At 67.5% G+C, this 25,514-nt stretch carries 26 protein-coding genes; 16 read left to right on the forward strand and 10 right to left on the reverse strand.

The window, feature by feature from the left end:
- Positions 1–13: 13 nt before the first annotated feature.
- Together KGQ91_RS15465 and KGQ91_RS15470 are read right to left on the reverse strand one after the other, a co-directional pair.
- Positions 14–127 (reverse strand): 30S ribosomal protein THX, encoded by a 114-nt coding sequence (locus KGQ91_RS15465; RefSeq protein ID WP_163648460.1) that lies wholly within the window; start codon positions 125–127, stop codon positions 14–16.
- 96 nt (positions 128–223) lie between these two features.
- Positions 224–1,921 (reverse strand): DEAD/DEAH box helicase, encoded by a 1,698-nt coding sequence (locus KGQ91_RS15470; protein ID WP_163648459.1) that lies wholly within the window; start codon positions 1,919–1,921, stop codon positions 224–226.
- Positions 1,922–2,355: 434 nt separating this feature from the next.
- On the opposite strand from KGQ91_RS15470, the gene KGQ91_RS15475 reads away from it, so the two are divergent.
- Positions 2,356–2,805 carry a YaiI/YqxD family protein gene (locus tag KGQ91_RS15475; protein ID WP_163648458.1) on the forward strand — a complete coding sequence of 150 codons (450 nt, stop codon included), beginning with the start codon at positions 2,356–2,358 and terminating at the stop codon, positions 2,803–2,805.
- Positions 2,806–2,860: 55 nt separating this feature from the next.
- On the opposite strand, the gene KGQ91_RS15480 is transcribed toward KGQ91_RS15475, so the two are convergent.
- The 4 genes from KGQ91_RS15480 to KGQ91_RS15495 form a co-directional block, all read right to left on the reverse strand.
- A complete protein-coding gene (locus KGQ91_RS15480; RefSeq protein ID WP_224414435.1) occupies positions 2,861–2,989 on the reverse strand; it encodes a putative transporter small subunit in 129 nt (42 codons plus the stop codon).
- A 58-nt stretch (positions 2,990–3,047) separates the two neighbouring features.
- Positions 3,048–4,748, reverse strand: coding sequence for a sodium:solute symporter family protein (locus KGQ91_RS15485; protein WP_163648457.1), 1,701 nt, complete (start codon positions 4,746–4,748; stop codon positions 3,048–3,050).
- A gap of 529 nt (positions 4,749–5,277) precedes the next feature.
- A complete protein-coding gene (locus tag KGQ91_RS15490) occupies positions 5,278–6,279 on the reverse strand; it encodes a glutathione S-transferase family protein (protein WP_224421462.1) in 1,002 nt (333 codons plus the stop codon).
- A gap of 81 nt (positions 6,280–6,360) precedes the next feature.
- Positions 6,361–7,269 carry a LysR family transcriptional regulator gene (locus KGQ91_RS15495; protein WP_224421463.1) on the reverse strand — a complete coding sequence of 303 codons (909 nt, stop codon included), beginning with the start codon at positions 7,267–7,269 and terminating at the stop codon, positions 6,361–6,363.
- A gap of 99 nt (positions 7,270–7,368) precedes the next feature.
- Here KGQ91_RS15495 and KGQ91_RS15500 point away from each other — a divergent pair, with 99 nt between their 5' ends.
- From KGQ91_RS15500 to modC, 12 genes are all read left to right on the forward strand, one after another.
- The gene (locus tag KGQ91_RS15500; protein ID WP_224421464.1) at positions 7,369–8,214 is read left to right on the forward strand and encodes a pirin family protein; all 846 of its coding nucleotides are present in this window, start codon (positions 7,369–7,371) and stop codon (positions 8,212–8,214) included.
- A gap of 216 nt (positions 8,215–8,430) precedes the next feature.
- A complete protein-coding gene (locus KGQ91_RS15505) occupies positions 8,431–10,113 on the forward strand; it encodes a peptidoglycan DD-metalloendopeptidase family protein (RefSeq protein ID WP_224421465.1) in 1,683 nt (560 codons plus the stop codon).
- A gap of 150 nt (positions 10,114–10,263) precedes the next feature.
- Positions 10,264–10,740, forward strand: coding sequence for a peroxiredoxin (locus tag KGQ91_RS15510; RefSeq protein ID WP_224421466.1), 477 nt, complete (start codon positions 10,264–10,266; stop codon positions 10,738–10,740).
- A gap of 171 nt (positions 10,741–10,911) precedes the next feature.
- Positions 10,912–12,546: a BCCT family transporter gene (locus KGQ91_RS15515; protein WP_224421467.1), complete on the forward strand. Its 1,635-nt coding sequence runs from the start codon at positions 10,912–10,914 to the stop codon at positions 12,544–12,546.
- Between the two features lie 222 nt (positions 12,547–12,768).
- Complete coding sequence (locus KGQ91_RS15520) at positions 12,769–13,620, forward strand: transporter substrate-binding domain-containing protein (RefSeq protein WP_224421468.1); 852 nt, start codon at positions 12,769–12,771, stop codon at positions 13,618–13,620.
- Between the two features lie 96 nt (positions 13,621–13,716).
- Positions 13,717–14,391: an amino acid ABC transporter permease gene (locus KGQ91_RS15525; RefSeq protein WP_224414427.1), complete on the forward strand. Its 675-nt coding sequence runs from the start codon at positions 13,717–13,719 to the stop codon at positions 14,389–14,391.
- A 16-nt stretch (positions 14,392–14,407) separates the two neighbouring features.
- On the forward strand, positions 14,408–15,148 hold the full coding sequence (locus KGQ91_RS15530) for an amino acid ABC transporter ATP-binding protein (RefSeq protein WP_263479122.1): 741 nt from the start codon (positions 14,408–14,410) through the stop codon (positions 15,146–15,148).
- Between the two features lie 4 nt (positions 15,149–15,152).
- A complete protein-coding gene (locus tag KGQ91_RS15535; RefSeq protein ID WP_224414426.1) occupies positions 15,153–15,824 on the forward strand; it encodes an amino acid ABC transporter permease in 672 nt (223 codons plus the stop codon).
- 62 nt (positions 15,825–15,886) lie between these two features.
- Complete coding sequence (locus KGQ91_RS15540; RefSeq protein ID WP_224414425.1) at positions 15,887–16,270, forward strand: winged helix-turn-helix domain-containing protein; 384 nt, start codon at positions 15,887–15,889, stop codon at positions 16,268–16,270.
- A gap of 81 nt (positions 16,271–16,351) precedes the next feature.
- Entirely contained in the window at positions 16,352–17,167 is an 816-nt protein-coding gene (gene modA / locus KGQ91_RS15545) for a molybdate ABC transporter substrate-binding protein (RefSeq protein WP_224414424.1), read from the forward strand.
- A gap of 7 nt (positions 17,168–17,174) precedes the next feature.
- On the forward strand, positions 17,175–17,870 hold the full coding sequence (gene modB / locus KGQ91_RS15550) for a molybdate ABC transporter permease subunit (RefSeq protein WP_224414423.1): 696 nt from the start codon (positions 17,175–17,177) through the stop codon (positions 17,868–17,870).
- A 16-nt stretch (positions 17,871–17,886) separates the two neighbouring features.
- The gene (modC, locus tag KGQ91_RS15555) at positions 17,887–18,981 is read left to right on the forward strand and encodes a molybdenum ABC transporter ATP-binding protein (protein WP_224414422.1); all 1,095 of its coding nucleotides are present in this window, start codon (positions 17,887–17,889) and stop codon (positions 18,979–18,981) included.
- Positions 18,982–19,012: 31 nt separating this feature from the next.
- On the opposite strand, the gene KGQ91_RS15560 is transcribed toward modC, so the two are convergent.
- Positions 19,013–20,566 carry a sigma-54-dependent transcriptional regulator gene (locus KGQ91_RS15560; RefSeq protein ID WP_224414421.1) on the reverse strand — a complete coding sequence of 518 codons (1,554 nt, stop codon included), beginning with the start codon at positions 20,564–20,566 and terminating at the stop codon, positions 19,013–19,015.
- A gap of 283 nt (positions 20,567–20,849) precedes the next feature.
- On the opposite strand from KGQ91_RS15560, the gene phhA reads away from it, so the two are divergent.
- The 3 genes from phhA to KGQ91_RS15575 are packed head-to-tail and all read left to right on the forward strand — an operon-like array spanning position 20,850 to position 23,230.
- Positions 20,850–21,647 carry a phenylalanine 4-monooxygenase gene (gene phhA / locus KGQ91_RS15565; protein WP_224414420.1) on the forward strand — a complete coding sequence of 266 codons (798 nt, stop codon included), beginning with the start codon at positions 20,850–20,852 and terminating at the stop codon, positions 21,645–21,647.
- Positions 21,648–21,699: 52 nt separating this feature from the next.
- Complete coding sequence (locus KGQ91_RS15570; protein ID WP_224414419.1) at positions 21,700–22,056, forward strand: 4a-hydroxytetrahydrobiopterin dehydratase; 357 nt, start codon at positions 21,700–21,702, stop codon at positions 22,054–22,056.
- On the forward strand, positions 22,040–23,230 hold the full coding sequence (locus KGQ91_RS15575) for an amino acid aminotransferase (protein WP_224414418.1): 1,191 nt from the start codon (positions 22,040–22,042) through the stop codon (positions 23,228–23,230). The genes KGQ91_RS15570 and KGQ91_RS15575 overlap by 17 nt, the downstream gene beginning before the upstream one ends.
- 197 nt (positions 23,231–23,427) lie before the next feature.
- Here KGQ91_RS15575 and KGQ91_RS15580 read toward each other — a convergent pair whose 3' ends face one another.
- The 3 genes from KGQ91_RS15580 to yegS form a co-directional block, all read right to left on the reverse strand.
- Positions 23,428–24,018: a hypothetical protein gene (locus KGQ91_RS15580; RefSeq protein WP_224414417.1), complete on the reverse strand. Its 591-nt coding sequence runs from the start codon at positions 24,016–24,018 to the stop codon at positions 23,428–23,430.
- A gap of 72 nt (positions 24,019–24,090) precedes the next feature.
- A complete protein-coding gene (locus tag KGQ91_RS15585; RefSeq protein ID WP_163648441.1) occupies positions 24,091–24,528 on the reverse strand; it encodes a nucleoside deaminase in 438 nt (145 codons plus the stop codon).
- Between the two features lie 34 nt (positions 24,529–24,562).
- On the reverse strand, positions 24,563–25,486 hold the full coding sequence (yegS, locus tag KGQ91_RS15590; RefSeq protein WP_224414416.1) for a lipid kinase YegS: 924 nt from the start codon (positions 25,484–25,486) through the stop codon (positions 24,563–24,565).
- Between the last annotated feature and the right edge of the window lie 28 nt (positions 25,487–25,514).

Consider the following 25,514-nt stretch of genomic DNA (forward strand, 5'->3'; position numbering starts at 1 on the left):
CGTGCGTCGGCTGTCAGTAGCCGACCTGACGATAACGCTGTGCCTTGCGGCTCGACTGCGGCCGCCGGCGTCCATAGCTGCCATTGGCGACCTTGCCGCGCCGTGAGCGGATATCTCCCTTGGCCATCTGTCACCTCCTGTTGCAGGAATGTATCAATGCGGCTGTGACGTCCGACAGTGTGGGAAACACACGGCGCCGCGGTCAAGCCGACCGCGGCCGGGATCAGGCCCGCGAACGGCGGCGCACCGGCGCGTCATCGTCATGACGCCGGCGTGACGCCCGCTCCGGGGCGCCGTTGTCCTCGGCGATCTCCAGCGCCCGGCCGGCGACCCGCGCCCGGGCCATCTTGGCCAGGATCGAGGTCGGCAGGGAGCTGGGCAGCTCGACCACGGAGAAGGCGTTGCGAATATCGATGCGGCCGATGCGGCCCCCTTCGATACCGCCCTCGTTGGCCAGTGCCCCCACCAGCTGGCCGGGCTTGATGCCGTCACGATGGCCCACGGCGACCCGGTAGCGGGTCATGCCTTCCGAAGGCGTGCGCTCGCGGCGACGCGGCGGCTTGCCGTCGCGACCGCCGTCACGGGCTGCGCCCGGCTTGGGCAGGCGGCCGACCGGCGCCTCGTCGGCACGGGCCAGGCTGGCGAAGGCACAGGCCAGCTCCAGCGGGTCGTGGCCTTCCGCGGCCAGCCGCTCGACCAGGCTGCGCTGCTCGCCGGTATCGCCGCTCAGCGTGCCCAGCACCCGCTCGCGGAAGCGTTCGTCGCGATGGGCACGGATCGTGGCCTCGTCGGGAAGCTCGGTCTCGGTCATCGCCTGACCGGTGGCCTGCTCCAGCCAGCGCACCTTGCGGGTCTCGCGGAAGCCGGCGAAGGTCACCGCAATACCGGAACGTCCGGCCCGGCCGGTACGCCCGATGCGATGGGTGTAGGCCTCGCTGTCCTGCGGCAGGTCATAGTTGAACACGTGGGTGATGCGCGGCACGTCGAGGCCGCGCGCCGCCACGTCGGTGGCCACCAGCACATCGACCTTGCCCTTCTTGAGACGGGCCACGGTGCGCTCGCGCAGGCTCTGGTCCAGGTCGCCGGACAGCGCCGCGGCGTTGAAGCCACGCGCGGTCAGCTGGTCCACCACCGTGGTGCAGGCCGCACGGGTCCGCACGAAGACGATGGCGGCATCCACCGGCTCGACCTCGAGCAGACGCGACAGGGCCTCGATCTTGCCGGCGCCATCGATGCGCACCAGACGCTGCTCGATGTTCTCGCCGGTGGTGACCCGTGATTCGATGGCCACCTTGACCGGGTCGACCAGGTAGCGGTTGACGATGCGCTCGATCTCCGCCGGCAGCGTGGCCGAGAAGAACACCCGCTGGGCGGTGGTCGGGGTATCGGCGACCACGCGCTTGACGTCATCGATGAAACCCATGCGCAGCATCTCGTCGGCCTCGTCGAGCACCAACGCACTGAGGCCGTTGAGCTTGAGGCTGCCGCGATCGAGGTGGTCGATCACGCGGCCCGGCGTACCCACCACCACATGCGCGCCGCGCTTGAGGGCGCCGAGCTGCTCGCGGTAATCCTGGCCGCCGCACAGGCTGGCGACCTCCAGGCCCGGGAGGTTCTGGCCGTACTTGCCGAACGAGACCGCCACCTGCTGGGCGAGCTCACGGGTCGGTGCCAGCACCAGCACCTGCGGCTCGCGGCGCGACAGGTCGAGGCGCGAGAGCAGCGGCAGGGCAAAGGCCGCCGTCTTGCCGGTACCGGTCTGGGCCTGGCCCAGCATGTCACGGCCTTCCATCAGGGCCGGGATGGTCTGTGCCTGAATCGGCGAGGGGGTTTCGTAGCCCAGGGTTTCCAGCGCGGAGAGAACGGCGGGCACGAGTGCCAGGTCGCCGAAACTCGGCGAGGCAACGGAAGTCAGGGTCATATCACACCTTGCATGGCCGGCATGTCGGCCGGCAGAAAATGTCGTGGTGCCCTGCCTTTCTCATTGCCATGACGGGATGGCGGCATGTGACACGGCACCAGGTCGCTCTGCCGCAGCTTGCGCGCCGCGGCTCACTCCTGCTCCTGCTCGACCGTCGCTCGACGGCACGAACAGTGTGGCGACCTCTTCACGCCGGCCGGTTCATCGGCGCCGGCAATCCATCAATCAAGGCTCCCGGGCGCGGTGCATCGGCATGTCGCACGACAGGGCGCCCGGTGCTGGAGTCACGTCATCGTCCGCCGCACGGGCAGGACAAATCACCGGGATGGAGGGGTCAACACAGGCGAGGAAGCGCCATGCTACCATCGTCGCGGGCATATTGCCTACGTCTTTTTAACGGCCCGCCTTGCCGCGGGCCCAAACTGGAGCCTGCCATGCCCTCCCTGTGGGTCGATGCCGATGCCTGCCCGCGCGCCGCGCGCGACATCGTGATCCGTGCCGCCGAACGTACCCGAACCCCCGCCTGGCTGGTGGCCAATCATGCCCTGCCGCTGCCGCCCTCGCGCTGGGCCAAGGGGCTCTCGGTGGCCAGCGGCCTGGACGCCGCCGACGACGAGATCGTGCGGCGTCTCGTGCCCGGCGATCTGCTGATCACCTCGGACCTGCCGCTGGCCATGGAGGCGCTCGACAAGGGCGCCGCGGTGATGACTTCCCGGGGCGAGCCGCTGACCGCGGACAACATCCGCTCGCGGGTGCAGATGCGCGACTTCATGGAGACCCTGCGCGCCAGCGGCGAGCACACCGGCGGCCCCAAGGGCTACTCGGACGCCGATCGCCGCGAATTCGCCAACGCCCTGGACCGCTGGCTGGCCAGGCATCGCTGACCTCGCCCCGGGGGGCGAGGCGGCCGCATGCATACGGCCGCCGGCATACCGCAGCTCAGACCAGCTGCTTGCGCTGGCGACGCGCCTCGCGCCGATCGCGCAATACGGCGCGGCAGATCACGATCAGCACGCCCAGCGTCAGGGCCGGCCAGATCAGTACGTAGAGAGTGAAGAAGGTGGTCATGGTCGAACTCCGGTTGGCGGGCGCCGGTTCACCGGCGCCCGGTCTGCAGGGATGAGGATCAGCGCGGCGTGGCGAGAGAGGCCGGCGCCGGGTCGCGGGCCGGCTCGACCGGCTCGGCGGCGGGATGGTGGTCGCTGTAGTCGCCGACCCGCTCGCGGATGCTGTCGAAGTCGAAGCGCTCGCGGCTGGCCAGGCTCATCACCACGCACACCAGGGTGCTGGTGCCATAGGCGGTCAGCGAGGCCAGCAGCACGGTGTAGTCGCGCAGGAAGCCGGTGGCGAACACCAGCATCGCCACGAGCGCCAGCGCGCCGGCCAGGAAACCGGCCACCCGGCCGAGGAAGCCGAACGCCATCAGGCCGATGATCACGCCGCCGCCGATGCTGGCCAGCACCTCGAAGCCCAGGCCGACCAGCCCGGTCAGGGGCAGCCACTCGAAGCGCGCCACGCAGAACAGCAGCATCGCGACGATCACCGAGGTGGTGAAGGCGGCATTGGTGACCCGGCTCCAGAAGCAGCTGGCGATGACCGGGAAGACGATGGCCCCCCACAGGGCGCCGACGAATACCAGCATCACCAGGATATCCAGCGAGAAGCTGGCGAAGACGATGCCGATCACGGTGGCGACGATCATGGTCAGACGCCCCACCAGCAGCATGCGCCGGGGATCGGCCTTGCCCCGGGCGATGTTCTTGCCGTAGACGTCGGCCATCATGATCGCCGACAGCGCCGAGAGGTCGGAGTCGGCGGTGGACGACAGCGAGCCGATCACCAGGATGAAGAACAGCGCGATGAACAGCGGCGGCAGATAGCCCGAGACCATCTGCGGAATCAGGTTGTTCATGTCGCCGTTGAGCGGCTCGATGCCCAGCGTCAGCGCCATCAGCCCGATCATGCCCAGGCCGATGACGATGGCCCCGTAGCCGACGGTGGCGGTCAGGAAGGTCGGCTTGATGTGGTCTTCGTTGACCGCGAACAGCCGCTGGGAAATGGTCTGGTTGCCGATCGCATAGGCCAGCACGGCGACGAAGAACGGCGCGCCCTGATTGAGGATGGCGTCGACCGAGAAGAAGTCGGCCTGCTCCGGCGTGAGATTACCGAGACCCGCCACCAGTTCGCTCGGCCCGCCCATGGCGAAGAAGACCGCCGGAATGATCACCACGGCGATGGCCATCATCGCCACCAGCTGGGCGAAGTCGGTCAGCACCGAGGCGCGGAAGCCCGACCACAGGGTATAGAGCAGCACGCCGACGCCGGCGATGATCACCCCGGCCTGGAAGGAGAGTGGCGAGAGCACCGACACCAGGGCGCCGGAGGCGGTGAAGTTCACCATCAGGCTGATGATGCTGCCGAGCAGGTTGGACAGCGCCAGGATCAACTGGCTGGACGCGCCGTGGCGGGCATGGATCAGCTCGCCCAGGGTATGTGCATTGGGGGCGAGCTTGCGGAAACGGCGGCCGAAGGGGTAGATGAACAGGATCATCAGCGCCCCCCACAGCCCGTAGTGGATGGGCCCCGAGACGCCGTAGGTGTAGCCGGAGGTGGCGGCGGCATAGAAGGAAGCCGCCCAGATCCAGGTGGCGGTCATGCTGGCCGCGCCGATGCCGAAGCCGACGCGGTGGTTGGAGACCATGAAGGCGTCGGCATCTTCCTCTTTCTTGCGAATGCCGAGCGTCATCAGGTAGGTGCCGCCATAGAAGGCGAGCATCAACAGGATCACTGTCAGGGTCGAGAATTGATGGAGTGATGCGTTGCTCAAGGGCAGTCCCTCGGTGGATTGGCAGGAGGCGGCCGCGCACGCCGAAGGAGACCGGCATGCCCGGAACGCGGTGATACCGCCGTGATCGCACGGATGACACGCGCGACGCGCTGCCCTCGGCCGAGTTCGAAACTCGCGCCTTGAAGGCAGGGAGAGCCTGTCGTGTCAGCCGTCGTGGCGGCAGGAGGCGGGAAGCGTCGTCGCGATGACGCTAGCCCCGGAAGGGCCGGAGAGGTGGTGGCGGGCGACGCGGCATGCAGCGGCCCTGGTCGGTGTAATGGGGCGACATGGATTCCCTCATCTATCGATGACGTCGATATCGGACGGTCGAAAGTCCCGGTGATCCAGTCATCGTCATGGCGAGACCAGCGGCTCCCGTTGCGGGAGCGGTATCGGGCCGGGGCAGCGCGGCACCCGGACCGAGGAGAGGCATACTATTATCCTGCAAACAAAATGTCCAATCGACGCCAATCGCGTCGGCTTCTGCGGCGACCTGTCGGCGTCGGCCGGAGCCGCCTCCGCCCCGCGACTACTTGCGCCGGACGCCGCGACCGGGCAGCCGCTCGCGATCGTGGGGCCGGTCGAGCTCCAGCAGCGGCCCCCGGGGGACGATCCGGGTAGGATTGATGGTGTCGTGGCTGTAGTAGTAGTGGCGCTTGATGTGGTCCAGGTTCACCGTCTCGGCGATGCCCGGCCATTGATACAGCTCGCGCAGGTAGTTCGACAGGTTCGGGTAGTCCTCGATGCGCCGCAGGTTGCACTTGAAGTGGCCGTGATAGACCGCATCGAAGCGAATCAGGGTGGTGAACAGGCGGATGTCGGCCTCGGTCAGCCACTCGCCGGCCAGGTAGCGCTGCTCGCCGAGCCGGGACTCCATGCGATCCAGGGCCTCGAACAGCGCCGTGACGTGCTTCTCGTAGACCCCCTGCTCGGTGGCGAACCCGGACTTGTAGACGCCGTTGTTGATGTGGTCGTAGACATCGGCGTTGACGGCGTCGATGGTCTCGCGCAGGTCCGCCGGGTAGAAGTCCAGACGATTGCCGGTGAGATCATCGAAGGCGTCGTTGAAGATCCGCACCAGATCGGCGGACTCGTTGTTGACGATGCGCCCCCCGCGCTTGTCCCACAGCGCCGGTACCGTGACCCGGCCGGTGTAGTGCGGATCGGTCAGGGTGTACAGCTGATGGTGGTAATCGACGCCGTTGACCGCGTCGCCGCTCGAGCCTTCGCGGGTGTCGTAGGTCCAGCCGTTGCCGAGCATCAGCGGGCTGGTATGCGACACGCCGATCAGGGGCTCGAGCTGCTTGAGCCGGCGCAGGATCAGGGCACGATGCGCCCAGGGGCAGGCCAGCGAAACGTAGAGGTGAAAGCGGTTCTCGGCGGCCTCGAGGCCGGGCTGCCCCTCGGGCCCCGGGCTGCCGTCGCGGGTGACCCAGTCGCGCAGCTGGGCGGATTCCCGCACGAACTCGCCACCGTGCGATTTGGTGTCATACCACTGATCATGCCAGCGGCCATCGATCAATAGGCCCATGCTTTCGGCTCCTCGGTTGACGCATGTCTTCGCGATTCAGGATAAGTCGATTGCATCGACGCTGCTGCGCATTATTTGGGCCTATGCATTCGATTCATTCGAACCACCGCACTCACTCACGGCTTCATGCAGCGCTCTTGCCATCGCATGCGTCGCCGGCCCGGCCCGATCGCGGTCCTGAAAGATCAGGTGTATCGGCACCTCGCGCACCCCACCGACTTCCAGCGGCAAGGGCACCAGGCGCCCGGCCTCGAGCGCCCCGCGAAGGCGGGTCTCGGGCAGCCAGGCGAAGCCCAGCCCGCGTTCCAGCATGTCCAGCGAGGTGGCCAGGTGGCTGACCGTCCAGCGCTGCTCGGCCTTCAGCCAGCCGGCATCCATCGACTGGCGCAGCGCCGAATCGCGCACCACCAGTTGCCGGTATTGCGCCAGGTCGCGCAGATCCAGCGTGCGGCCGAGACGGTGCAGCGGATGCGCGGGATGCGCCACGGCGATGAAGCGCAGTGTCGCCAGCGCCTCGCCCAGGAAACCCTGTGCGGCCAGCCCCGAGACCACCAGGTCGGCCCGCCGGTCATAGAGCATCTCCACCCCGCCGTTGAGCACCGTCTCGTGCAGCTGGACCCGGACATGCGGATACGCCCCGGAGAACTGCGCCAGAGCCTCGGCCAGCGCGTCGGGCGGGAAGACCTGGTCGACCGCCAGCGCCACCTCGGCTTCCAGCCCGGTCGCCAGGCTCGCCGCCACGTCCTCGATCGCCGCGGCGTTCTCGATCAGCTGGCGGGCACGCCGCAGCAGCATCTCGCCGGCCTCGGTGAGCCTGACCTGGCGCCCCGACGGTTCGAGCAGCGCCACCCCCAGTTGCGCTTCCAGCTTGTGGACGGCGTGATTGAGCGTCGACGGACTCTTGTGCACGGCCTCGGCGGCACGGGCGAAGCCGCCATGGTCGATGACCGCCGCCAGCATCTGCCATTGGGCCAGGGTGACGCGTGACATTTCGTTTTCCTCGAACGGGGAAGGGAAAAATATGCGCTTAATCTTCGAAAAAATCGTCCTAGAATCGAAGATAGTCAAGACACGCTCAGGAGTTGCTTCATGACCACTCGCACCGTGGACCGCCTCGTCGCCAGCCACCCCAGCCAGGACGGCGATGGCGTCAAGATCTCGCGCATACACGACTTCGGGGGCGGGCTCGATCCCTTCCTGATGCTCGATGAACTGGGCTCGGACCAGCCGGACGACTACATCGGCGGCTTCCCGCCCCATCCGCACCGCGGCCTGCAGACCCTGACCTACGTCGTGCACGGCGGCCTGACCCACGAGGACCACCTCGGTCACCGCAGCACCATCGGTGCCGGCGACGCCCAGTGGATGCACACCGGCCGCGGCATCATCCACTCGGAAATGCCGCTGACCGACAGCCACGGCCTGCATGCCTTCCAGCTGTGGATCAATCTGCCGGCCCGGGACAAGCTCAGCCCGCCGACCTACCGCGACGTGCGCCAGGCCGACATGCCGCGCCTCGATGCCGACGGCATCACGCTGACGGCGCTGGGCGGCACCTGGCGGGTCGCGGGACACCCCCCGCTCGCGGGCCCACTCGATGCCCTGGCGGGTGACGCCGGCGTCGCCCACCTGACACTGACGCCGGGGACGACGGTCACGCTCGAAAGCGATGCCCCGACGCTGCTGGTGTATGTCTTCTCGGGGGCCGTGGACGTGGCGGGGAAGACCATCGGGGCTCGCCAGCTGGCCCGCCTGGGCGCCGGCGACACCCTGACCCTGGACAGCGCCACCGACAGCCAGCTCCTGCTGCTGGAAGGCCGTCCCCACGGCGAACCCATCGCCCACTACGGCCCCTTCGTGATGAACACCCATGACGAGCTCGATCAGGCCCTGCGTGACTACCGGGATGGCAGCTTCGCGTCACCGGCGCCCTGAATCGCTTTAATCTTCCCGGCAGACCCCCTACAGTGAGGGTCAGGATGCGTAACTCAGAAACGCTGACAGACACTGAACGTAAACATGAGTAACATCCTGTAGGCGTTAATACTGAGTTTAATAGCCTGTACGCTTATACAGGCTAGGCACATGGTATGGCATGGGGTAAGGTGCATTCGGTTATATATCCACCGACATGCACCTAGGCCCCTGTTTATGTTGCGGATCCTAAATTCGCTGCCCCGCACGCACAAGTTGCTGTTGCTGCCCGTCGCCACCATGGTCACCGTGCTGGGCGCGCACAAGATTCTTGCCGCACTCGACGACAGCGCACCGCCGGTCGCATCGGACGGCGTCGCGCTTTCCCTCGACACCACTGCATCGACGTCCATCGAGACCGCATCGATCGAGGTCTCCCACCCCCTGAGCGATGCCATTCACGCGGCATCGTCGGCCATCGGCAAGGAAATCCCCCTGTCCGAGCTCACGCCACAGGGTATCGTCGACATCGACTTCATCAACCAGGCCCACGCCGACACGGCGAGCGCCCTGCCTCCGACGCTGCGGGTCGAGCCCGCCATGGCGATCGCCCGGTCCGCAGCCGCGGTCTTGCCCCAGGTGGCCGACGGCGCCGTCCTGGCCTCGCTGCAGCTCAGCGATACCGCCCGGCCGGCGGGCGGGGGCGATCTCGATGTGTTCTCCACCGACCCGCTGGTGCTGGACGACGGCGACGTGGACCTGTCCAACGAGCTGGCCGCCAAGGAAGTCTTCGTCCCGCAATGGGAAACCTATACCGTGCAGCCCGGCGACACCTTCGCGGTGATGGCCGAGCGCACCTTCGGCCTGGGGTATCGCGAGGTGCTGAGCCTGCTCGACACCCTCCCCGACAAGTCGGTGCTGTCCCGCTGGCATGTGGGTGACAACATCGACTTCAAGCTCGACCAGGACGGTCATCTGCTCGCCCTGCGCGTCATGAAGGACCCCCGCAGCGGCTACCTGATCAAGCGCGAGGCGCCCGATGCCGCCTTCGCCGTGTCCGACATCCAGAAGGCCACGGAGGCGACCCAGCGGCTGTTCGCCGGCACCGTCAACGGCAGTTTCGCCGGCTCGGCGGCCGCCACCGGCCTGTCCAGCGGCGACGTCGCCGAGCTCACCAACCTGCTGGCGAAGAAGATCAACTTTCGTCGTGACACCCGTCGTGGCGATCACTTCCAGGTGCTGGTCGAGTCCGACATGATCGACGGCAAGGCGATGGATTCACGGATTCTCGCCGCTCACTACGAAGGCCAGCGCACCGACCTGACAGTGGTGCGCAACGACAAGGACGACCGTTTCTACACGCCGGACGGCCACAGCCTCGACCCGGCCTTCAACCGCTACCCCTTCAAGGGGCATTACCGGATCAGCTCCTCCTTCAACCTGCGCCGCGTCAACCCGGTGACCAAGCGTGTCTCGCCCCACTACGGCACCGACTTCGCCATGCCCCGGGGCACCCCGGTGCGCGCCCCTGCCGACGGCCGCGTGGTCAAGGCCGCCTATCAGCGCGGCGGCGCCGGAAACTATCTGGTTATTCGCCAGGACAACGGCTACAAGACCCGCTACATGCACCTTTCCAAGAAACTGGTCAAGGAAGGCGATCGGGTGAAGATGGGCCAGCGCATCGCCCTGTCAGGCAACACCGGGCGCAGCACCGGCCCTCACCTGCATTACGAGATCATGGTCAACAATCGCCCGGTCGACGCCATGCGCGTCAAGTTGCCCGAGAGCAAGAACCTCTCCGGCAAGGCCCTGGCGGCCTTCAAGCAAAAGGCGAAGCCGTTGCTGGCCAAGCTCGAGGACGACAGCAACACCCAGATCGCCAAGCTGGATGCCGATACGCTCAAGTCCGATGGCTCCTGACCCATCTGACCTGACCGCCCCCTCGCGACCCCGCCTCGGCGGGGTCGCGTTGTTTTTGCACCGCGGAGTCCATCGTCTCTCGTTGAAGGGTTGTACCCGGCTGCCAGTCGCGCGCTAGGATGGCCGTTCACTCAACCGTGGAGGTTAGGCATGGCCATTTCCATCGGCGACAAGCTGCCCGACATCACCCTCAAGACCAACGGCGCCAACGGTCCCGAAGACCTTTCGACCGGCGACCTCTTTGCTGGCAAGCGCGTCGTGCTGTTTGCGGTTCCCGGCGCCTTTACACCGGGCTGCTCCAACACCCACATGCCCGGCTTCGTGATCAAGGCCGACGAGATCCTCGCCAGGGGCGTCGACACCATCGCCTGCATGGCGGTCAATGATGCCTTCGTGCTGGATGCCTGGCAGAAGGACCAGAACGCCGAGCGGATCACCATGCTCGCCGACGGCAATGCCGAGTTCACCCGGGCACTGGGACTGGAGCTGGACGCCACCGGCGGCGGCATGGGCATTCGCAGCAAACGCTTCGCCCTGATTGCCGACGACGGCGTCGTCACCTACCTGGGCGTCGATACCAAGGGCGTCGATCAGAGCAGCGCCGAAACGATCCTGAGCAAGCTCTGAGCCGCAGCCCGACCCCGCCGGGGTCGGGCGCGTTACCCGGCCCGGCTGCGCAAGCCGTGACACGCCTTGCCCGCCGCCACACCGGCGATGCTCCCGCCCCATCCACTGGACAACACCGGCCGTGCACTACACTGGTTGTGTAACCGGTAGCCACAGGGAGGGTGCAGGGAGATGAAGGATTACCTACAGAAACATACCAATCCCCCCGTCTTCTTCATCTCGGCGTTCATCGTGCTGACCTTCGTGATCTGGGGCATCGTCGCTCCGGCACAGCTGGGCGCCGTCGCCGGCGACATCAACACCTGGATCGCCCAGACCTTCGGCTGGTGGTACATGCTGGTGGTAACGCTGTTCCTGATCTTCGTGCTGGTGCTGATGTTCAGCCGCTGGGGCCAGATCAAGCTCGGCCCGGACGACAGCGAACCCGAATGGAGCACCTGGTCGTGGTTCTCCATGCTGTTCACCGCGGGCATGGGCATCGGCCTGGTCTTCTACGGCGTCGCCGAGCCGATCTTTCACTTCAACAGCCCCCCGGTCGGTGAAGGCGGGACCGGCCAGGCCGCGCTCAAGGCGATGGGCATCACGCTCTTCCACTGGGGCCTGCACCCCTGGGCGGTGTACATCGTCATTGGCCTGTCGCTGGGCTACTTCTGCTACCGCAGGGACCTGCCGATGCGTCCGGCCTCGGCACTCTACCCCCTGATCGGCAAGGGCATCTATGGCCCGGTCGGTCACGCGATCGATATCCTCGCCGTGTTCGGCACCCTGTTCGGGCTGGCGACCTCCCTGGGGCTGGGGGCGACACAGATCAACGCCGGCCTCAACGAGGTCTTCGGCATCAGCATCGGCGCCACCTCGCAGGTGATCATCATCGGCGTGATCACCGCGGTGGCGGTGACCTCGGTGATGCTCGGCGTCGACGCCGGCATCCGCCGGCTATCGGTGATCAACCTCTACCTGGCGATCCTGCTGGCGGTGTTCGTGTTCGTCGTCGGGCCGACGACGTTCATCCTGGAATTCATGGTCAACAGCACCGGCTACTACGTCCAGCACCTGCCGGAGCGCAGCTTCGAGATGTATTCCTTCTCCCAGGCCGGGTCCGACTGGCTCAAGAGCTGGACGCTGTTCTACTGGGGCTGGTGGATCTCCTGGTCGCCGTTCGTGGGCATGTTCATCGCCCGCGTCTCGCGCGGCCGGACCATTCGCCAGTTCATCGCCGGCACCCTGCTGGCACCGGTGGGCGCCTCGATCGTCTGGTTCGCGATCTTCGGCGGCAGCGCCATCCGCATGATCCTCGACGACAGCAGCAATCCGCTGGCCAGCGCCGGGACCACGGATGCCATGTTCATCCTGCTCAACCAGCTGCCGATCCTGCCGATCCTCTCGACGCTCACCGCGCTGCTGGCGATCCTGGTCGTGGCGCTGTTCTTCGCCACCTCCTCGGACTCCGGCTCGCTGGTGGTGGACATGCTCACCAACGGCGGCGATCCACATCCCGTCTGGCAGCAGCGGCTGTTCTGGGCCGTACTCGAGGGCGTGGTCGCCGCCGTATTGCTGGCCTCGGGCTGGGCCGCGTCGGGCGAGGCCTCCGCGGCCCTGCAGCCGCTGCAGACCGCGGCGGTGACCACGGGCCTGCCCTTTTCGCTCGTGATGATCTTCATGGCCTGGGGCCTGACCCGCGGGCTGATGCAGGAACGCGTCCCCGGCCATCCGGGCCGCAAGGCGCGCTTCCCCTACCCGTCCCAGCCACCCCGGGAAGAGGAGATGCGAAAGGGGTCCCGGAGTACCGGATCATCACGCGCCTGAGACAACCACCACAGCCATTGCGGCGGCGCTTCGGCGCCGCCGTTTTTCGGGCAAGCCCCCGCCCCGCCGCCCAGGGCGTGGCGCAAGCGCCTAATGTTCAACAGTTCTTGAACGAAAACGACCGGCAACCTCGACTACGCTGTAGAAGCGCCGGGTGATTCATGGCCAGGCGCTGCAGGACACCCGAGCCGACAACGAGCGACACAACAACGAGGTTGACCGATGAGACTTCTGGGACTCGAGACACGAGCACTGACCGCCGGACTGATCTTCTCGCTGGGCACCCTGGGCGCCGCGAGCAGCCAGGCCGCCGACACCTATACCGTCGGCGTGGAAGCCTCCTTCCCGCCCTGGGCCTACGTGGAGGGCGGCGAATACAAGGGGATCGCCATCGATGCCATGGAGAAGATCGCCGAGGATCAGGGGCTCGACATCGAGTTCAAGGACCTGCCCTTCCCCTCGCTGATTCCCGCCCTGTCGGCCGAGAAGATCGACATCCTCGCCACCGGCCTGACGGTGACCGAGCAGCGCGCCAAGGTCATCGACTTCACCATTCCCTGGTGGGAGACCAATGACGTCATCGTGGTGCCCAAGGACTCGGACCTGAACGTCTTCACCGCCGTGTGCTGCGGCGCCACCGTCGGCGTCCAGGGCGGGTCTTCCCAGAAGGCCTGGATGGAAGCCAACGTCACCAACTCCGACATCGACGTCAACCTGAAGAGCTACGACAGCTACGTCACCGCGATCACCGACATGCTCAACGGGCGGATCTCGGCGGTCGACGTCGACGACACCTCGGCGCAGGAGTACATCAACGAAGGCCGCCCGGTGAAGCTCGCCGGCAAGATCTTCATCCGCGCCCCCCTGGCCCTGGCGGTCAGCAAGGGCGATCCCCAGGGGCTGCTCGCGAAACTCAACCAGGGCATCGTCAACCTGGCGGAATCCGGCGAGTGGGCCACCATCGTGCACAACTACATTCCCGGCGTGACGGTCCCGTCCGTGCCCGGCAAGATGCCCGAGTACGTCGACACCTACCGCAAGCCGGTCGCCGGCCTGCCCGATCTGGGCAACTGATCCTGCCATTCCGTGCACACGGTCCGCACCGGTCGCCCCTGCGTGGGCGACCGGCCGGGCCGGGCTCTTCACTCGCGCATTCGATCAGGCAACGGCATGGACATCTACGACGTTCTTCTCCGGGACTTTCCCTTTCTGCTCAAGGGCCTGGGCGTGGCCCTGGTACTGCTGGCCGCGCTTCTGGCGCTGGGCTTCGTGATCGGGCTGACGATCTGCCTGATCCAGCTCTACGGCCCCCGCACCCGCTTCGTGCAATGGCCGCTCAAGGTCTACGAACGCATCTTTCGCGGCGTGCCGATCATCATCATGCTGTTCATCTTCTACTACGGGCTGGCGGGCATCTTCGACATCTCGTCGTTCGCGGCCGCCATCCTGGCCCTGGGCTTCCGCTCCGGCGCCTACCAGTCGCAGATCTTCCGCAGCGCCTTCCAGTCGATCCCCGCCGGCCAGATGACCGCGGCGCGCGCCAGCGGCATGACCCTGACCCAGGCGATCCGCTGGATCCTGTTTCCCCAGGCGATCCGCCATGCCATCGGCCCCTGGACCAACGAATTCTCCTCGGAGATCAAGGAAACCTCGCTGGCCTACGTGATCGGGGTCGTGGAGCTCACTCGCCAGGCCCACTACATCATCACCAGCACCCAGGGCAATGTGCTGACCGTGTTCGCGGTGGTGGCGCTGCTCTACTTCATCGTCAACAAGGCCGGCAACAGCGGCCTGTACTGGCTGGAAGCCAGACTCGCCGTCCCCGGCTTCGAAAAACGCCAATAACCGACAGGATTTCTTCATGGCTGACGTTCCCGTGCTGCGTGTCGACGACATCCACAAGCGCTACGGCGACAACGAGGTGCTCAAGGGCATCTCCCTGACCCTCGAACGCGGCGCGACCAAGGTGCTGATCGGCCCCTCGGGGTCCGGCAAGAGCACCCTGCTGCGCTGCATCAACCACCTCAACAAGCCGGACCGGGGCACCATCGAGCTCGACGGCCAGCGCATCACCGACGCCAACATCGACCGGATGCGGGCGCAGATCGGCTTTGTCTTCCAGGACTTCAACCTCTTCTCGCACCTGACGGTGCTCGACAATGTGCGCATCTGTCAGCTGAAGGTGAAGCGCCTGTCCCACGAGGAGGCGACGCGCCGTGCCCACGAGGAGCTCGAACGGGTGGGGCTGGGCGACAAGGCCGGCGCCTACCCGGCGGAACTCTCCGGCGGCCAGCAGCAGCGGGTCTCGATCGCCCGGGCGCTGGCCATGGATCCCATGCTCATGCTCTTCGACGAACCCACCTCGGCGCTCGACCCGGAGCTCACCGGCGAGGTCGTCAAGGTCATGCAGCAGCTGGCCGACGACGGCATGACCATGCTGGTGGTCTCGCACGAAATGGGCTTCGCGCGCCAGGCCGCCGACGAGATCATCTTCATGGAAGGCGGCTACATCATCGAGCAGGGGCCGCCGGACGTGCTGTTCTCGACGCCGGCGCAGGAGCGCACCAGAGCCTTTCTCAACGTCATTGCCGAGCACGGGTGAGCCCATGACCGACTTCCTCCAGTTCAGCATCGAGCAGCTTCCGGAACTGCTCAAGGGTGTGCCGATCACCCTGTCGCTGTGGATCATCGCCATCGTGCTGGGCTTCTTCATCGGCCTGGCGCTGGCCTGGGCCCGGGTCTACGGCAACCGTTTCTGGTATGCCCTGAGCACCGCCTACGTGGAGCTGTTCCGCGGCACGCCGATGCTGGTACAGATGTTCTTCATCTACCTGGGCCTGCCCCAGATCGGCATCGTCTTCGACGCCTTCACCTCCGCGGTGATCGCCATCACGCTCAACAGCGCCGCCTACCAGGCCGAGTACTTTCGCGGCTCGGTCCTCTCGGTGCCGCGCGGCCAGATGGTCGCGGCCCGGGCCTGCGGCATGAGCCAGTGGCAGGCCATCCGCTACATCGTGCTGCCCCAGGCACTGCGGCGGGTGCTGCCGCAGTGGTCGAACGAGGCCATCATCGAGCTCAAGTTCACCTCGATCGCCTACACCATCGGCGTCGTGGAGATCACCGCACGGGCCTCCGACATCGGCTCGCGGACCCTGGAGTTCTTCCAGATCTTCCTGCTGGCCGGGTTCATCTACCTGGCGCTCACCTCCAGCGTGGCCAGCTTCCTCAACTGGGTGGAGCGCCGTTATTACGTGCCCGGAGTGACCCATGCCGGCTGAGGCGACTGCAACCCCGCCGCCGACATGGTACAACGAGGCGTTTCTCGATCCGGACGAGCCCCATGACGCGTACGCGACACGCCACCCCGACCTTCCAGCTGCGCCTGGCTGCCGAGAAGGACGTGGTCATCGGCCCCGGCAAGGCCGACCTGCTCGAGGCGATCGAGCGCCACGGCTCGATCGCCTCGAGCAGCCGCGAGCTGGGCATGAGCTACAAGAAGGCCTGGCAGCTCATCGAGACCATGAACCGTCACTTCACCGCCCCGCTGATCGACACCCAGACGGGCGGCAACCAGCGCGGCGGTGCCAGCCTGACGCCGCTGGGCCGCGAGGTGCTCGCCCACTACCGGGCGCTGGAACGCCGGCTGAGCCCGGACGACAACCCCGATGCGCGCGCCCTGCTCGACTGCCTGGGTCGCCGGCCGGCGACCGACTGGACCGACTGAGAGTCCCGGCGCCTTGGCATGGCTCCACCGCCATGGCTATAGTGTCTCCGCTATACCCACGCAAACATAGCGGGAACCCTCATGCATGGAACGCCCCTGTCCGGTCTGTCGTCGCGTACCGCCACCTGTCTTCTGGGCCTGGCGGCACTGCTGCTTGCCACCCTCTCCCCGGCACAGGCGGCGGCGCCCCGGGTCACGATCTTCGCCGCCGCCTCGCTGACCGATGCCCTCGATGCGGCGATCGCCGACTACGAGGCCGACCATGACGTCGATATCGTGCCGGTGTATGCCGCCTCCTCCACCGCGGCGCGGCAGATTGCCCACGGCGCCCCGGCGGAGCTGTACTTCTCGGCCAACGAGCAGTGGATGGACTGGCTGGCGAGCCAGGACGTGACGCTGGCCGAGCGCACGGACCTGCTGAACAACCGCCTGGTGCTGGTGGCCGCTCCCGGGACGTCGCTCGACGCCTTCACCCCGGGCGCGGGCCGGCCGATCCGCGCGCTGCTCGACGACGACCAGCGCCTGGCGGTGGGCAACCCCGACCACGTGCCCGCCGGCATCTATGCCCGGCAGGCACTCGAGTCGCTGGGCGAGTGGCAGGCCCTGGAGCCGCGGCTGGCCCGGGCCGACAACGTGCGAGCCGCGCTGGCGCTGGTCGAACGCGGCGAGGCACCGCTGGGCATCGTCTACCGGACCGATGCCCGGGCCAGCGACAAGGTGCATCAGCTAGGCACGTTTCCCGCCGACGGCCACACGCCCATCACCTACCCGCTGGCCCTAGTCGACCCGCCCGCCAGCGACGCCGCACGGGCGTTCCGCGACTGGCTGACCGGCCGCGAGGCGATGGCCGTCTTCGAGCGATTCGGCTTCTCGCCGGCGGCCGCCGGCACACCCTGACGCGGTCATGCTCTCGGCCGCCGAATGGCAGACCATCGCCATCAGCCTCAAGGTCGCCGGCACCGCCGTCGCCGGCATCCTGCCGCCCGGCGTGGCCGTGGCCTGGCTGATGGCCCGGCACGACTTCCGCGGCAAGGCCCTGCTCGACGGGGTGCTGCATCTGCCGCTGGTGCTGCCCCCCGTGGTGGTCGGCTACCTGCTGCTGCTGGCGCTGGGGCGCCAGGGCTGGCTGGGCCACTGGCTGGATCGCCTCTTCGGCATCACGCTGCCGTTCACCTGGCAGGGCGCGGCGGTCGCCGGCGGCGTCATGGCCTTTCCGCTGCTGGTGCGTGCCGTGCGCCTCTCGCTCGAGGCCGTGGACGTCAAGCTGGAGGCCGCCGCCAGCACCTTGGGCGCCGGCCGCTGGCGGGTCTTCTTCACCATCACCCTGCCGCTGGCCTTTCCGGGACTGGTGACCGGCAGCCTGCTGGCCTTCGCCCGGGCCCTCTCGGAATTCGGGGCCACCATCACCTTCGCCGCCAACATTCCCGGCCAGACGCGCACCCTGCCGCTGGCGCTGTACACCCTGATCCAGACCCCCGGCCGGGAAGCCGCGGCCGCCCGGCTCTGCGCCCTGTCGATCGCCATCGCCATGCTGTCGCTGCTGGTCTCGGAGTGGCTGGCACGGCGGGCGCGACACCGGCTTCAGGAACGCGATGGCTGACTCGGAGCCCCGAACGATGCCGAACGCCAACCATGACGGCCTGCACCTCGACATCCGCAAGCGCCAGGGCGCCTTCCTGACCGAGGCCGCCCTGTCCACGCCCGGGCGCGGCGTCACCGCCCTGTTCGGCCCCTCGGGCAGCGGCAAGACGACCCTGCTGCGCCTGATCGCCGGTCTCGATCGCCCGGACGCCGGGGTCGTCCGCCTGGGCGACGAGACCCTCAGCGACGCCCGAACCGGCCGCCACGTCCCGCCGCATCGGCGGCGTCTCGGCGTGGTCTTCCAGGAGGCGCGGCTGTTTCCGCACTACCGGGTCCGCGGCAACCTGACCTACGGCATGCCCGCCGGTGGCGCCGCGAACTTCGATGACCTGGTCGCGCTGCTGGGCATCGGCAAGCTGCTGGAGCGTTTCCCGGCCACCCTGTCCGGCGGCGAAGCCCGCCGCGTGGCCATCGGCCGGGCCCTGCTCAGTCAGCCGCGCCTGCTGCTGATGGACGAGCCGCTGACCGGGCTGGACGGGGCGCGCAAGCAGGAACTGCTGCACTACATCGCCCGCCTGACCCGCCGCATCGACATCCCGGTAATCTACGTGAGCCACGATCCCGAGGAGCTGGTCAGCATCGCCGATCGACTGGTGCTGCTCGACCAGGGCCGCGTACTGACCGCGGGCCCTCTCGACGAGGTGCTCACCCGCCTGGAGTTCAGCGACGCGCTCGGCGGCTTCGATGCGGTGTCGTTGCTCACCGCGCGTCTCGAGGCCCACGATACCGCCTATGGGCTGACCCGGCTGCGGCTCGCCGACGGTCAGCCGCTCGTCGTTCCCGCGATCGACCGACGCCCCGGCGACAGCGTGCGCCTGCGCGTGCCGGTGCGGGACATCACCCTGGCCCTGGGTACGCCGGCACCCACCAGCGACCTCAACCGGCTCGAGGTGGTCATCGAACGCATCGCCCGCTCGACGACCGACGCCGCCACGGTGGATGTCGGCCTGCGGCTCGGCGAGGCGCGCCTGCGGGCCCGGCTGACCCGCCATGCCTGCCATGCCCTGGGGCTGCGGGAAGGCATGGCGGCGATCGCCGTGGTGCGCAATATCACGCCGGCCGCCGGCTAGGAGCGCGGGAAGCGGCGGTCAGGAAGGCGCGTCAGGCCTCGCCGATGCCGTGACGCTTGAGCTTGTTGGCGATGGTGGTGTGCGACACGCCCAGACGCCGGGCCAGCTGACGGCTCGACGGGTAATCCACGTAGAGGGCGGCCAGCACCCGGCGCTCCACCGAGCCGATGATCTCGGCGAGCGTACCATCCAGTTCGATGCCGCCCGGTCCCGGCGCATCGCCGACGTCGGGCAGGCGCAGATGTTCGGGCAGCAGCACGTCCCCCTCGCAGAGCGACACGGCCTGGAAGAGCAGGTTCTCGAGCTGGCGCACATTGCCCGGCCAGTGATACTCGGCCAGCCGTGCCTCTGCCGCCTCCGACAGCGTCGGCAGCGGACAGCCGATCTGGCGAGCGGCGCGGTCGATGAAGTGCTCGGCCAGCTCGGCGATGCCGTCGAGACAGTCCCGCAGCGGCGGGATATGCACCGACAGCACGTTGAGCCGGTGGTAGAGATCCTGACGGAACTGCCCCGCCGCACACAGCCGCGGCAGCTCCTGCTGGGTGGCGCAGATCACCCGCACGTCGAGATAGGTTTCCTCGTCGCTGCCCACCCGCCGGAAGCCGCCGTCCTGCAGGAAGCGCAGCAGCTTGACCTGCAGGCGCGGACTCATCTCGCCCACCTCGTCGAGGAAGATGGTGCCGCCGGCGGTCAGCTCCAGCAGCCCCAGCTTGCCCTCCGGCCGGGCGCCCTCGAAGGCCCCCGGCGCATAGCCGAACAGTTCGGTCTCGGCCATCGACTCCGGCAGCCCGGCACAGTTGAGCGCCATGAACGGCGCCTGGCCGCGCGGGCTGGCCAGGTGGCAGGCGCGGGCCAGCAGCTCCTTGCCGGTGCCGGTCTCGCCCTCGATCAGCAGCGGCGCATCCAGCGGCGCCATGCGTCGCGCCTCGCGCACCACCGCCGCCAGCCGCGGGCTGGCCTGGAAGATCGCCTCGAAGCCGCGCAGCTCCTGGCGCTGGACATGATAGATGCGCTCGCCGACCCGATCGGCCCGGTGCAGGGTGACCACCGCCCCGGCCAGCGAGGCGACGTCATCGCTTTCGGTGTGCAGCGGCGCGATGTCGGCCAGATAGACCTCATCCTTGAGCTTGAGCCGCAGGCCATTGACCCGGGCGTTGTTGCGCCGGATGAGCTCGGGCAGGTCCAGGTCATGCAGGTAACGGTCGAGCGACAGCCCCGGCACCTCGTCGACCCGCACGCCCAGCATCTGTCCGGCGGCGCGGTTGGCGGCGACGATCCGGCCGTCCATGTCGATCGACATCACCGGGTCGGACAGCGACGAGAGCAGCGCGTCCAGCTCCAGGTGGCGGCGCTCGCTGGGCATCAGGCTGACCCGCTTGACGCTGAACACGCCGGGCAGGGCCTCGAGAATCGGCCGGAGCGTGGCCAGCTGCGCATTGAGCAGCTGCGGCACCAGCAGGTAGATGGCGTTGCCCTGGTCCCCGCCGACCTCGCCGCGTGCCACGTTGAGGCCATAGTCGGCAAAGGGGGAGACGACATCGCGCAGGATGCCGATGCGATTCTGGCAGTGGAACTTGAGGCGCATGGACCCGGGAACCTCGAAAACGGCAACGATGGGGAAATACGCGTCACGACGGCGTGACTCAGGTGTAACGATAAACTGACACCCGGCTCGCCGTCGATCGATGCCAGCCGGGTTTTTGCCGTCTGGCCTTCCCCTGCGGCCGCCCCCTGTCACACATTCTTGACAGAAAACCGACGTGTCAGGCCCTCGGGCCGCCTGCCGCCCCCCTGCCGCAGCCCATCGGGGCCACCTAAGCTAAGAGCCATTCTCCCCGACAATGACAACCTGCAACCGGGAGCCCACGATGGCAAAGCAGACAAAATATCAGGCCCATCATCCCGATACCGACGGCATCATCCACTACAGCGATACCGAGAACGCTACCTGGCAGACCCTGATGGAGCGTCAGATGGCGATCATCGAGGGACGCGTCTGCCAGGAATACCTGGACGGCCTGGAACGCCTGGCCCTGCCCATGGACCGCATCCCGCAACTGGCCGACGTCGACCGGGTGCTGCAGGCGACGACCGGCTGGCGCACCGCGCCGGTGCCGGCGCTGATCCCCTTCAACACCTTCTTCGAGCTGCTCGCCAACCGGCGCTTCCCGGTCGCCACCTTCATTCGCACGCCCGAGGAGCTCGACTACCTCCAGGAACCGGACATCTTCCACGAGATCTTCGGCCACTGCCCGATGCTCACCAATCCGGCGTTTGCCGAGTTCACCGAGACCTACGGCAAGCTGGGGCTGGCCGCGAGCAAGGAAGAGCGTGTCTACCTGGCGCGCCTGTACTGGATGACCGTCGAGTTCGGCCTGGTCGACACGCCCCGGGGCCGACGCATCTACGGCGGGGGCATCATCTCCTCGCCCAGGGAGACCTTTCACGCGCTCTCCGACGTGCCGGCCCATCATCCCTTCGACCCGCTCGACGCCCTGCGCACGCCCTATCGGATCGACATCCTGCAGCCGCTCTACTATGTCATCGACGATCTCGAGACCCTGCACGACCTGGCCGGCCGCGACATCATGGCGCTGGTCCACGAGGCCATGGCGCTGGGGCTCTATGCGCCCACCTTCGAACCCAGGCAGGCCGCGGGCGCCTGACAGGCGCCACCTGCACTCACTACCCTGAAGACAACAAGCCACGGAGTTGAAGATGAGCCAGCTTTCCGAACAAGCCTGTGAAGCCTGCAGCTGGGATGCCCCCTTGGTGACCGACAGCGAGATCGAGCAGCTCAAGCCGTCGATCCCCGACTGGCAGATCCTCGAGCGCGATGGCATCATGCAACTGGAGCGCGTCTTCACGTTTCGCAACTTCAAGCAGGCCCTGGCGTTCACCAACCAGATCGGTGAAGTGGCAGAAGAGGCCGGTCATCATCCGGCGCTGCTGACCGAATGGGGCAAGGTCACGGTGACCTGGTGGTCCCACGCGATCAAGGGTCTGCACAGGAACGACTTCATCCTAGCCGCCAGAACCGACGAGGTAGCAAAGTCCAATGTTCGAGCAGATTGAGCGGGTCCCCGGGGATGCCATCCTCGGGTTGATCGATGCCTTCAAGAAGGACTCCAATCCGCAGAAGGTCGACCTGGGGGTCGGCGTGTATCGGGACGAGCAAGGCAACACCCCGATCCTGCGTTCCGTCAAGGAGGCCGAAGCGCGGCTGCTGAAGAACGAGACCACCAAGAGCTACATCGGCTCGCACGGCGACCCGCGCTACGGCAAGGCCATCCTGTCGCTGGTGCTGGGCGAGGACTCGCCGGTACTGGCCGCCAACCGCGCCAGCGCCACTCAGTCGCCCGGTGGCACCGGCGCGCTGCGCCTGGCGGCGGACTTCATCAAGACGCAGTTGCCCGGCAAGCGCATCTGGGTCTCCGACCCGACCTGGCCCAACCACCTGGGCATCTTCCACGCCGCCGACGTCGAGCTGCACAAGTACCCCTACGTCGATGCCGACAATCGCCTGGATTTCGACGGCATGCTCGCCGCCCTCAAGGAGATTCCCGAGGGTGACGTGGTGCTGCTGCACGCCTGCTGCCACAACCCCTCCGGCTTCGACCTGACTCAGGCGCAATGGAAGCAGGTCCTCGAGGTGGTCAAGGCCCGTCAGCTGCTGCCGCTGATCGACTTCGCCTACCAGGGCTTCGGCGACGGCCTCGACGAGGATGCCTACGGTGTACGCCTGTTCGCCGAGAACCTCGACGAGCTGCTGATCACCAGCTCCTGCTCGAAGAACTTCGGCATCTACCGCGAGCGCACCGGCTGCCTGATCGCCATCGCCAGGGACAGCGAGCAGATGGAAAACGTCCGTTCGCAGTTCGCCATCGTCGCCCGCGAGAACTACTCCAACCCGCCCGCCCACGGCGGCTCGGTAGTGATCGAGATCCTCGAATCCGCCGAACTGGCCGCCCAGTGGCGCGAGGAAGTGGCCGAGATGCGCAACCGCATCAACGGCCTGCGTCGCGACTTCGTCGAGGCCCTCAAGCCGCACGGCCTGGACGAACGCTTTGCCTTCATCGCCGAGCAGCGCGGCATGTTCTCCTACACCGGCCTGTCCGGCGAGCAGGTGGACCGCCTGCGCGACGAGTACAGCATCTACATGGTGCGCTCCGGCCGCGCCAACGTCGCCGGCCTGGTCAGCGACAACCTGCCCTACGTCGCCAGGGCCATCGCCGACGTCGTGAAGTAACCCGCCGTCCCGAAGCCCTCGAACGCCCGGCCTGCGCCGGGCGTTCGTCGTTGGAGCCCGTGATTCTGTCGCCATCGCGCATCACCGTCGTCGGCGCCGACACCCTGGGCCGGGCCCTGGCGGGTAACGAGACGGCACTGGCGCCCTTTCGCGCCAGCGCCCCGTCGCGCTGAGTTACCGTGGCGCAAAAGGTGACGTCAGGGCGTACCGGAAGTACCGGCCGTGTCGCCGTTGCCTTCCATGCCCGCATCAGGCGCATCGACCGCCTGCTGCGACTTGACGTCCTGGTGCTGGGCCTGCTCGAACTGCTGGTTGATCTCGCGCTCGGCTTCCTTGAAGCGTCGTTCGGTTTCCTTGAGCGCCTGATCGACCTCGTTCTGGGTGTTGTCCCAGCCACCGGTCGCCGTGACTTGATCCGTCCCGGTAGCGGTCGGGGTATCGACGGCGGCATCCCCGGTATCGCCCTCGGCGGTGGGAGTGGTCATTTCTCCTGCGCCGCCGGACTGCCTGGCCGATGGCTCGGAGTTGCTGCCGGTCGACGGGGTCTCGCCATCGCGGGCGTCCCGGGTTGCCGTTGCGGCGGCCGCGGACTGATCGTCACGCGCCGTGCGTGAGACGCCGTCGCTCGTGGCGCTGTCGCCACCCGCCTGCGTCGACGACGACTGGGTGGTGGACGTGGCGTCGCCCTGCTGACCGGACGCCTGCGAGGCGTCGTCGTCACCGTTACAGGCCGCCAGGCCCAGCGCCAGTACCGTGACGGCCAGGGTTCTCCAGGGCGTCTTGGGCATTCCGATCTCCTTGCATTGACGGGATTCAGGTTCGCGCTATTGCAGCAAACACCCCCTGGCGGCGCAAGGCGCTCATCGCCCCACGTCCTCGTTCCAGACCTCCGGATGGCGCGCGATGAAGGTCGCCATCAGTTCCCGGCAGGTCGGATCGTCGAGCACCTCGAGCGTGACGCCACACTCGCGCAGATGCGTTTCGTCGCCGAGAAAGGTGCGATTTTCACCGATCACCACCCGCGGGATGCCATAGAGCAGGATGGCCCCGCTGCACATCGGGCACGGCGACAGCGTGGTATAGAGCACCGACTGGCGATAGACGGCGCCGGGCAGGCGCCCGGCATTTTCCAGCGCATCCATCTCGCCGTGCAGGACCACGCTGCCCCGCTGCTGGCGACGGTTGTGACCGCGGCCGATGATGCGACCGTCGTGTACCAGCACCGAGCCGATGGGAACGCCCCCTTCCGCCAGCCCCTGGCGTGCCTCGTCGATCGCCGCCTGCATGAAGCTGTCCATGGTTCTCTCCGTTCCGGGGATGCCTGTCGCGATGTCAGCCGGACCCGGCGAGCAGGTCGCTGCCGTCGGGCATCGCCAGCTTCACCGCCCGGGGTTCGAGCGTCACCTCGAAGCGGCGCAGATGGCGCGGTTCGCCATCCAGGTTGAGCGGAAAGGCGTCGCGACTGGTGAATGTCAGGCCGGGCGTGCGGATCGTGCGCACGAACTCGCCATCGCGCGGCAACTGCTCGATTTCCTGCAGCAACTGGCGCATCTCGCTCAACGAGGCGAAATGCCGAACCACCAGCACGTCCAGCAGCCCGTCGTCGAGCTTGGCCCCGGGAGCCAGGCACTGGCCACCCCCGGCCTGCCGGCCGTTGCCGATCGCCAACAGGAACAGCGGCGTCTCCAGTGACTCGTCCGCCCACTCGAGACGCCCCCGATAGGGTTGATAGTGCCAGGCCTTGAGCATGCCCATCAGCGAATAGGCGCCACCGCCGAGCAGGCGCTTGAGCGCCAGCGGGGTCGAGGTGGTGACCTCCGCCCCGAACCCGCCGGTGGCCATGTTGATGAAGCAGTCCTCGCCCAGGCGGGCCACGTCGACCCCGTGACAGCGCGAGGTCAGGGCCAGCGACAAGGCCGGCTCCGGCTCGAGCGGCAGGCCGAGGCCGTTGGCGAAGTCGTTGGCGCTGCCCAGCGGCAGGATGCCCAGCATCGGCCGCCGCGGGGCCTCCAGAGCCATCAGCCCCGCCACCACCTCGTTGACGGTGCCGTCGCCGCCACCGGCGACGAGCCTCGACACCCCGGCCTCGGCCGCCTCGTGCACCAGGCGCAGTGCATCACCGGCCTCCCAGGTGACACGCACGTCCAGGGAATGGCCCTGGTCGCGCATGGCCTGGACGGCGTCGCGGACATCGGGAATCTGCGCCGACTTGCCGTTCAAGATCAAGCGGGCCTGCGGCGCCTCGGGCTGAACCATGCGTGGTGTTCCTTGTGCATTCCATTGA

Origin of the sequence: Modicisalibacter tunisiensis (assembly GCF_020148005.1) — a bacterium.
Taxonomy (GTDB): domain Bacteria; phylum Pseudomonadota; class Gammaproteobacteria; order Pseudomonadales; family Halomonadaceae; genus Modicisalibacter; species Modicisalibacter tunisiensis.

What these genes read in the sequence shown, in the direction of transcription:
- KGQ91_RS15465 (WP_163648460.1), bottom strand. Translation starts at nt 127, where the DNA reads ATGGCCAAGGGAGATATCCGCTCACGGCGCGGCAAGGTCGCCAATGGC.
- KGQ91_RS15470 (WP_163648459.1), bottom strand. Translation starts at nt 1,921, where the DNA reads ATGACCCTGACTTCCGTTGCCTCGCCGAGTTTCGGCGACCTGGCACTC.
- KGQ91_RS15475 (WP_163648458.1), top strand. Translation starts at nt 2,356, where the DNA reads ATGCCCTCCCTGTGGGTCGATGCCGATGCCTGCCCGCGCGCCGCGCGC.
- KGQ91_RS15480 (WP_224414435.1), bottom strand. Translation starts at nt 2,989, where the DNA reads ATGACCACCTTCTTCACTCTCTACGTACTGATCTGGCCGGCCCTGACG.
- KGQ91_RS15490 (WP_224421462.1), bottom strand. Translation starts at nt 6,279, where the DNA reads ATGGGCCTATTGATCGATGGCCGCTGGCATGATCAGTGGTATGACACC.
- KGQ91_RS15495 (WP_224421463.1), bottom strand. Translation starts at nt 7,269, where the DNA reads ATGTCACGCGTCACCCTGGCCCAATGGCAGATGCTGGCGGCGGTCATC.
- KGQ91_RS15500 (WP_224421464.1), top strand. Translation starts at nt 7,369, where the DNA reads ATGACCACTCGCACCGTGGACCGCCTCGTCGCCAGCCACCCCAGCCAG.
- KGQ91_RS15505 (WP_224421465.1), top strand. Translation starts at nt 8,431, where the DNA reads ATGTTGCGGATCCTAAATTCGCTGCCCCGCACGCACAAGTTGCTGTTG.
- KGQ91_RS15510 (WP_224421466.1), top strand. Translation starts at nt 10,264, where the DNA reads ATGGCCATTTCCATCGGCGACAAGCTGCCCGACATCACCCTCAAGACC.
- KGQ91_RS15515 (WP_224421467.1), top strand. Translation starts at nt 10,912, where the DNA reads ATGAAGGATTACCTACAGAAACATACCAATCCCCCCGTCTTCTTCATC.
- KGQ91_RS15520 (WP_224421468.1), top strand. Translation starts at nt 12,769, where the DNA reads ATGAGACTTCTGGGACTCGAGACACGAGCACTGACCGCCGGACTGATC.
- KGQ91_RS15525 (WP_224414427.1), top strand. Translation starts at nt 13,717, where the DNA reads ATGGACATCTACGACGTTCTTCTCCGGGACTTTCCCTTTCTGCTCAAG.
- KGQ91_RS15530 (WP_263479122.1), top strand. Translation starts at nt 14,408, where the DNA reads ATGGCTGACGTTCCCGTGCTGCGTGTCGACGACATCCACAAGCGCTAC.
- KGQ91_RS15535 (WP_224414426.1), top strand. Translation starts at nt 15,153, where the DNA reads ATGACCGACTTCCTCCAGTTCAGCATCGAGCAGCTTCCGGAACTGCTC.
- KGQ91_RS15540 (WP_224414425.1), top strand. Translation starts at nt 15,887, where the DNA reads ATGACGCGTACGCGACACGCCACCCCGACCTTCCAGCTGCGCCTGGCT.
- modA (WP_224414424.1), top strand. Translation starts at nt 16,352, where the DNA reads ATGCATGGAACGCCCCTGTCCGGTCTGTCGTCGCGTACCGCCACCTGT.
- modB (WP_224414423.1), top strand. Translation starts at nt 17,175, where the DNA reads ATGCTCTCGGCCGCCGAATGGCAGACCATCGCCATCAGCCTCAAGGTC.
- modC (WP_224414422.1), top strand. Translation starts at nt 17,887, where the DNA reads ATGCCGAACGCCAACCATGACGGCCTGCACCTCGACATCCGCAAGCGC.
- KGQ91_RS15560 (WP_224414421.1), bottom strand. Translation starts at nt 20,566, where the DNA reads ATGCGCCTCAAGTTCCACTGCCAGAATCGCATCGGCATCCTGCGCGAT.
- phhA (WP_224414420.1), top strand. Translation starts at nt 20,850, where the DNA reads ATGGCAAAGCAGACAAAATATCAGGCCCATCATCCCGATACCGACGGC.
- KGQ91_RS15570 (WP_224414419.1), top strand. Translation starts at nt 21,700, where the DNA reads ATGAGCCAGCTTTCCGAACAAGCCTGTGAAGCCTGCAGCTGGGATGCC.
- KGQ91_RS15575 (WP_224414418.1), top strand. Translation starts at nt 22,040, where the DNA reads ATGTTCGAGCAGATTGAGCGGGTCCCCGGGGATGCCATCCTCGGGTTG.
- KGQ91_RS15580 (WP_224414417.1), bottom strand. Translation starts at nt 24,018, where the DNA reads ATGCCCAAGACGCCCTGGAGAACCCTGGCCGTCACGGTACTGGCGCTG.
- KGQ91_RS15585 (WP_163648441.1), bottom strand. Translation starts at nt 24,528, where the DNA reads ATGGACAGCTTCATGCAGGCGGCGATCGACGAGGCACGCCAGGGGCTG.
- yegS (WP_224414416.1), bottom strand. Translation starts at nt 25,486, where the DNA reads ATGGTTCAGCCCGAGGCGCCGCAGGCCCGCTTGATCTTGAACGGCAAG.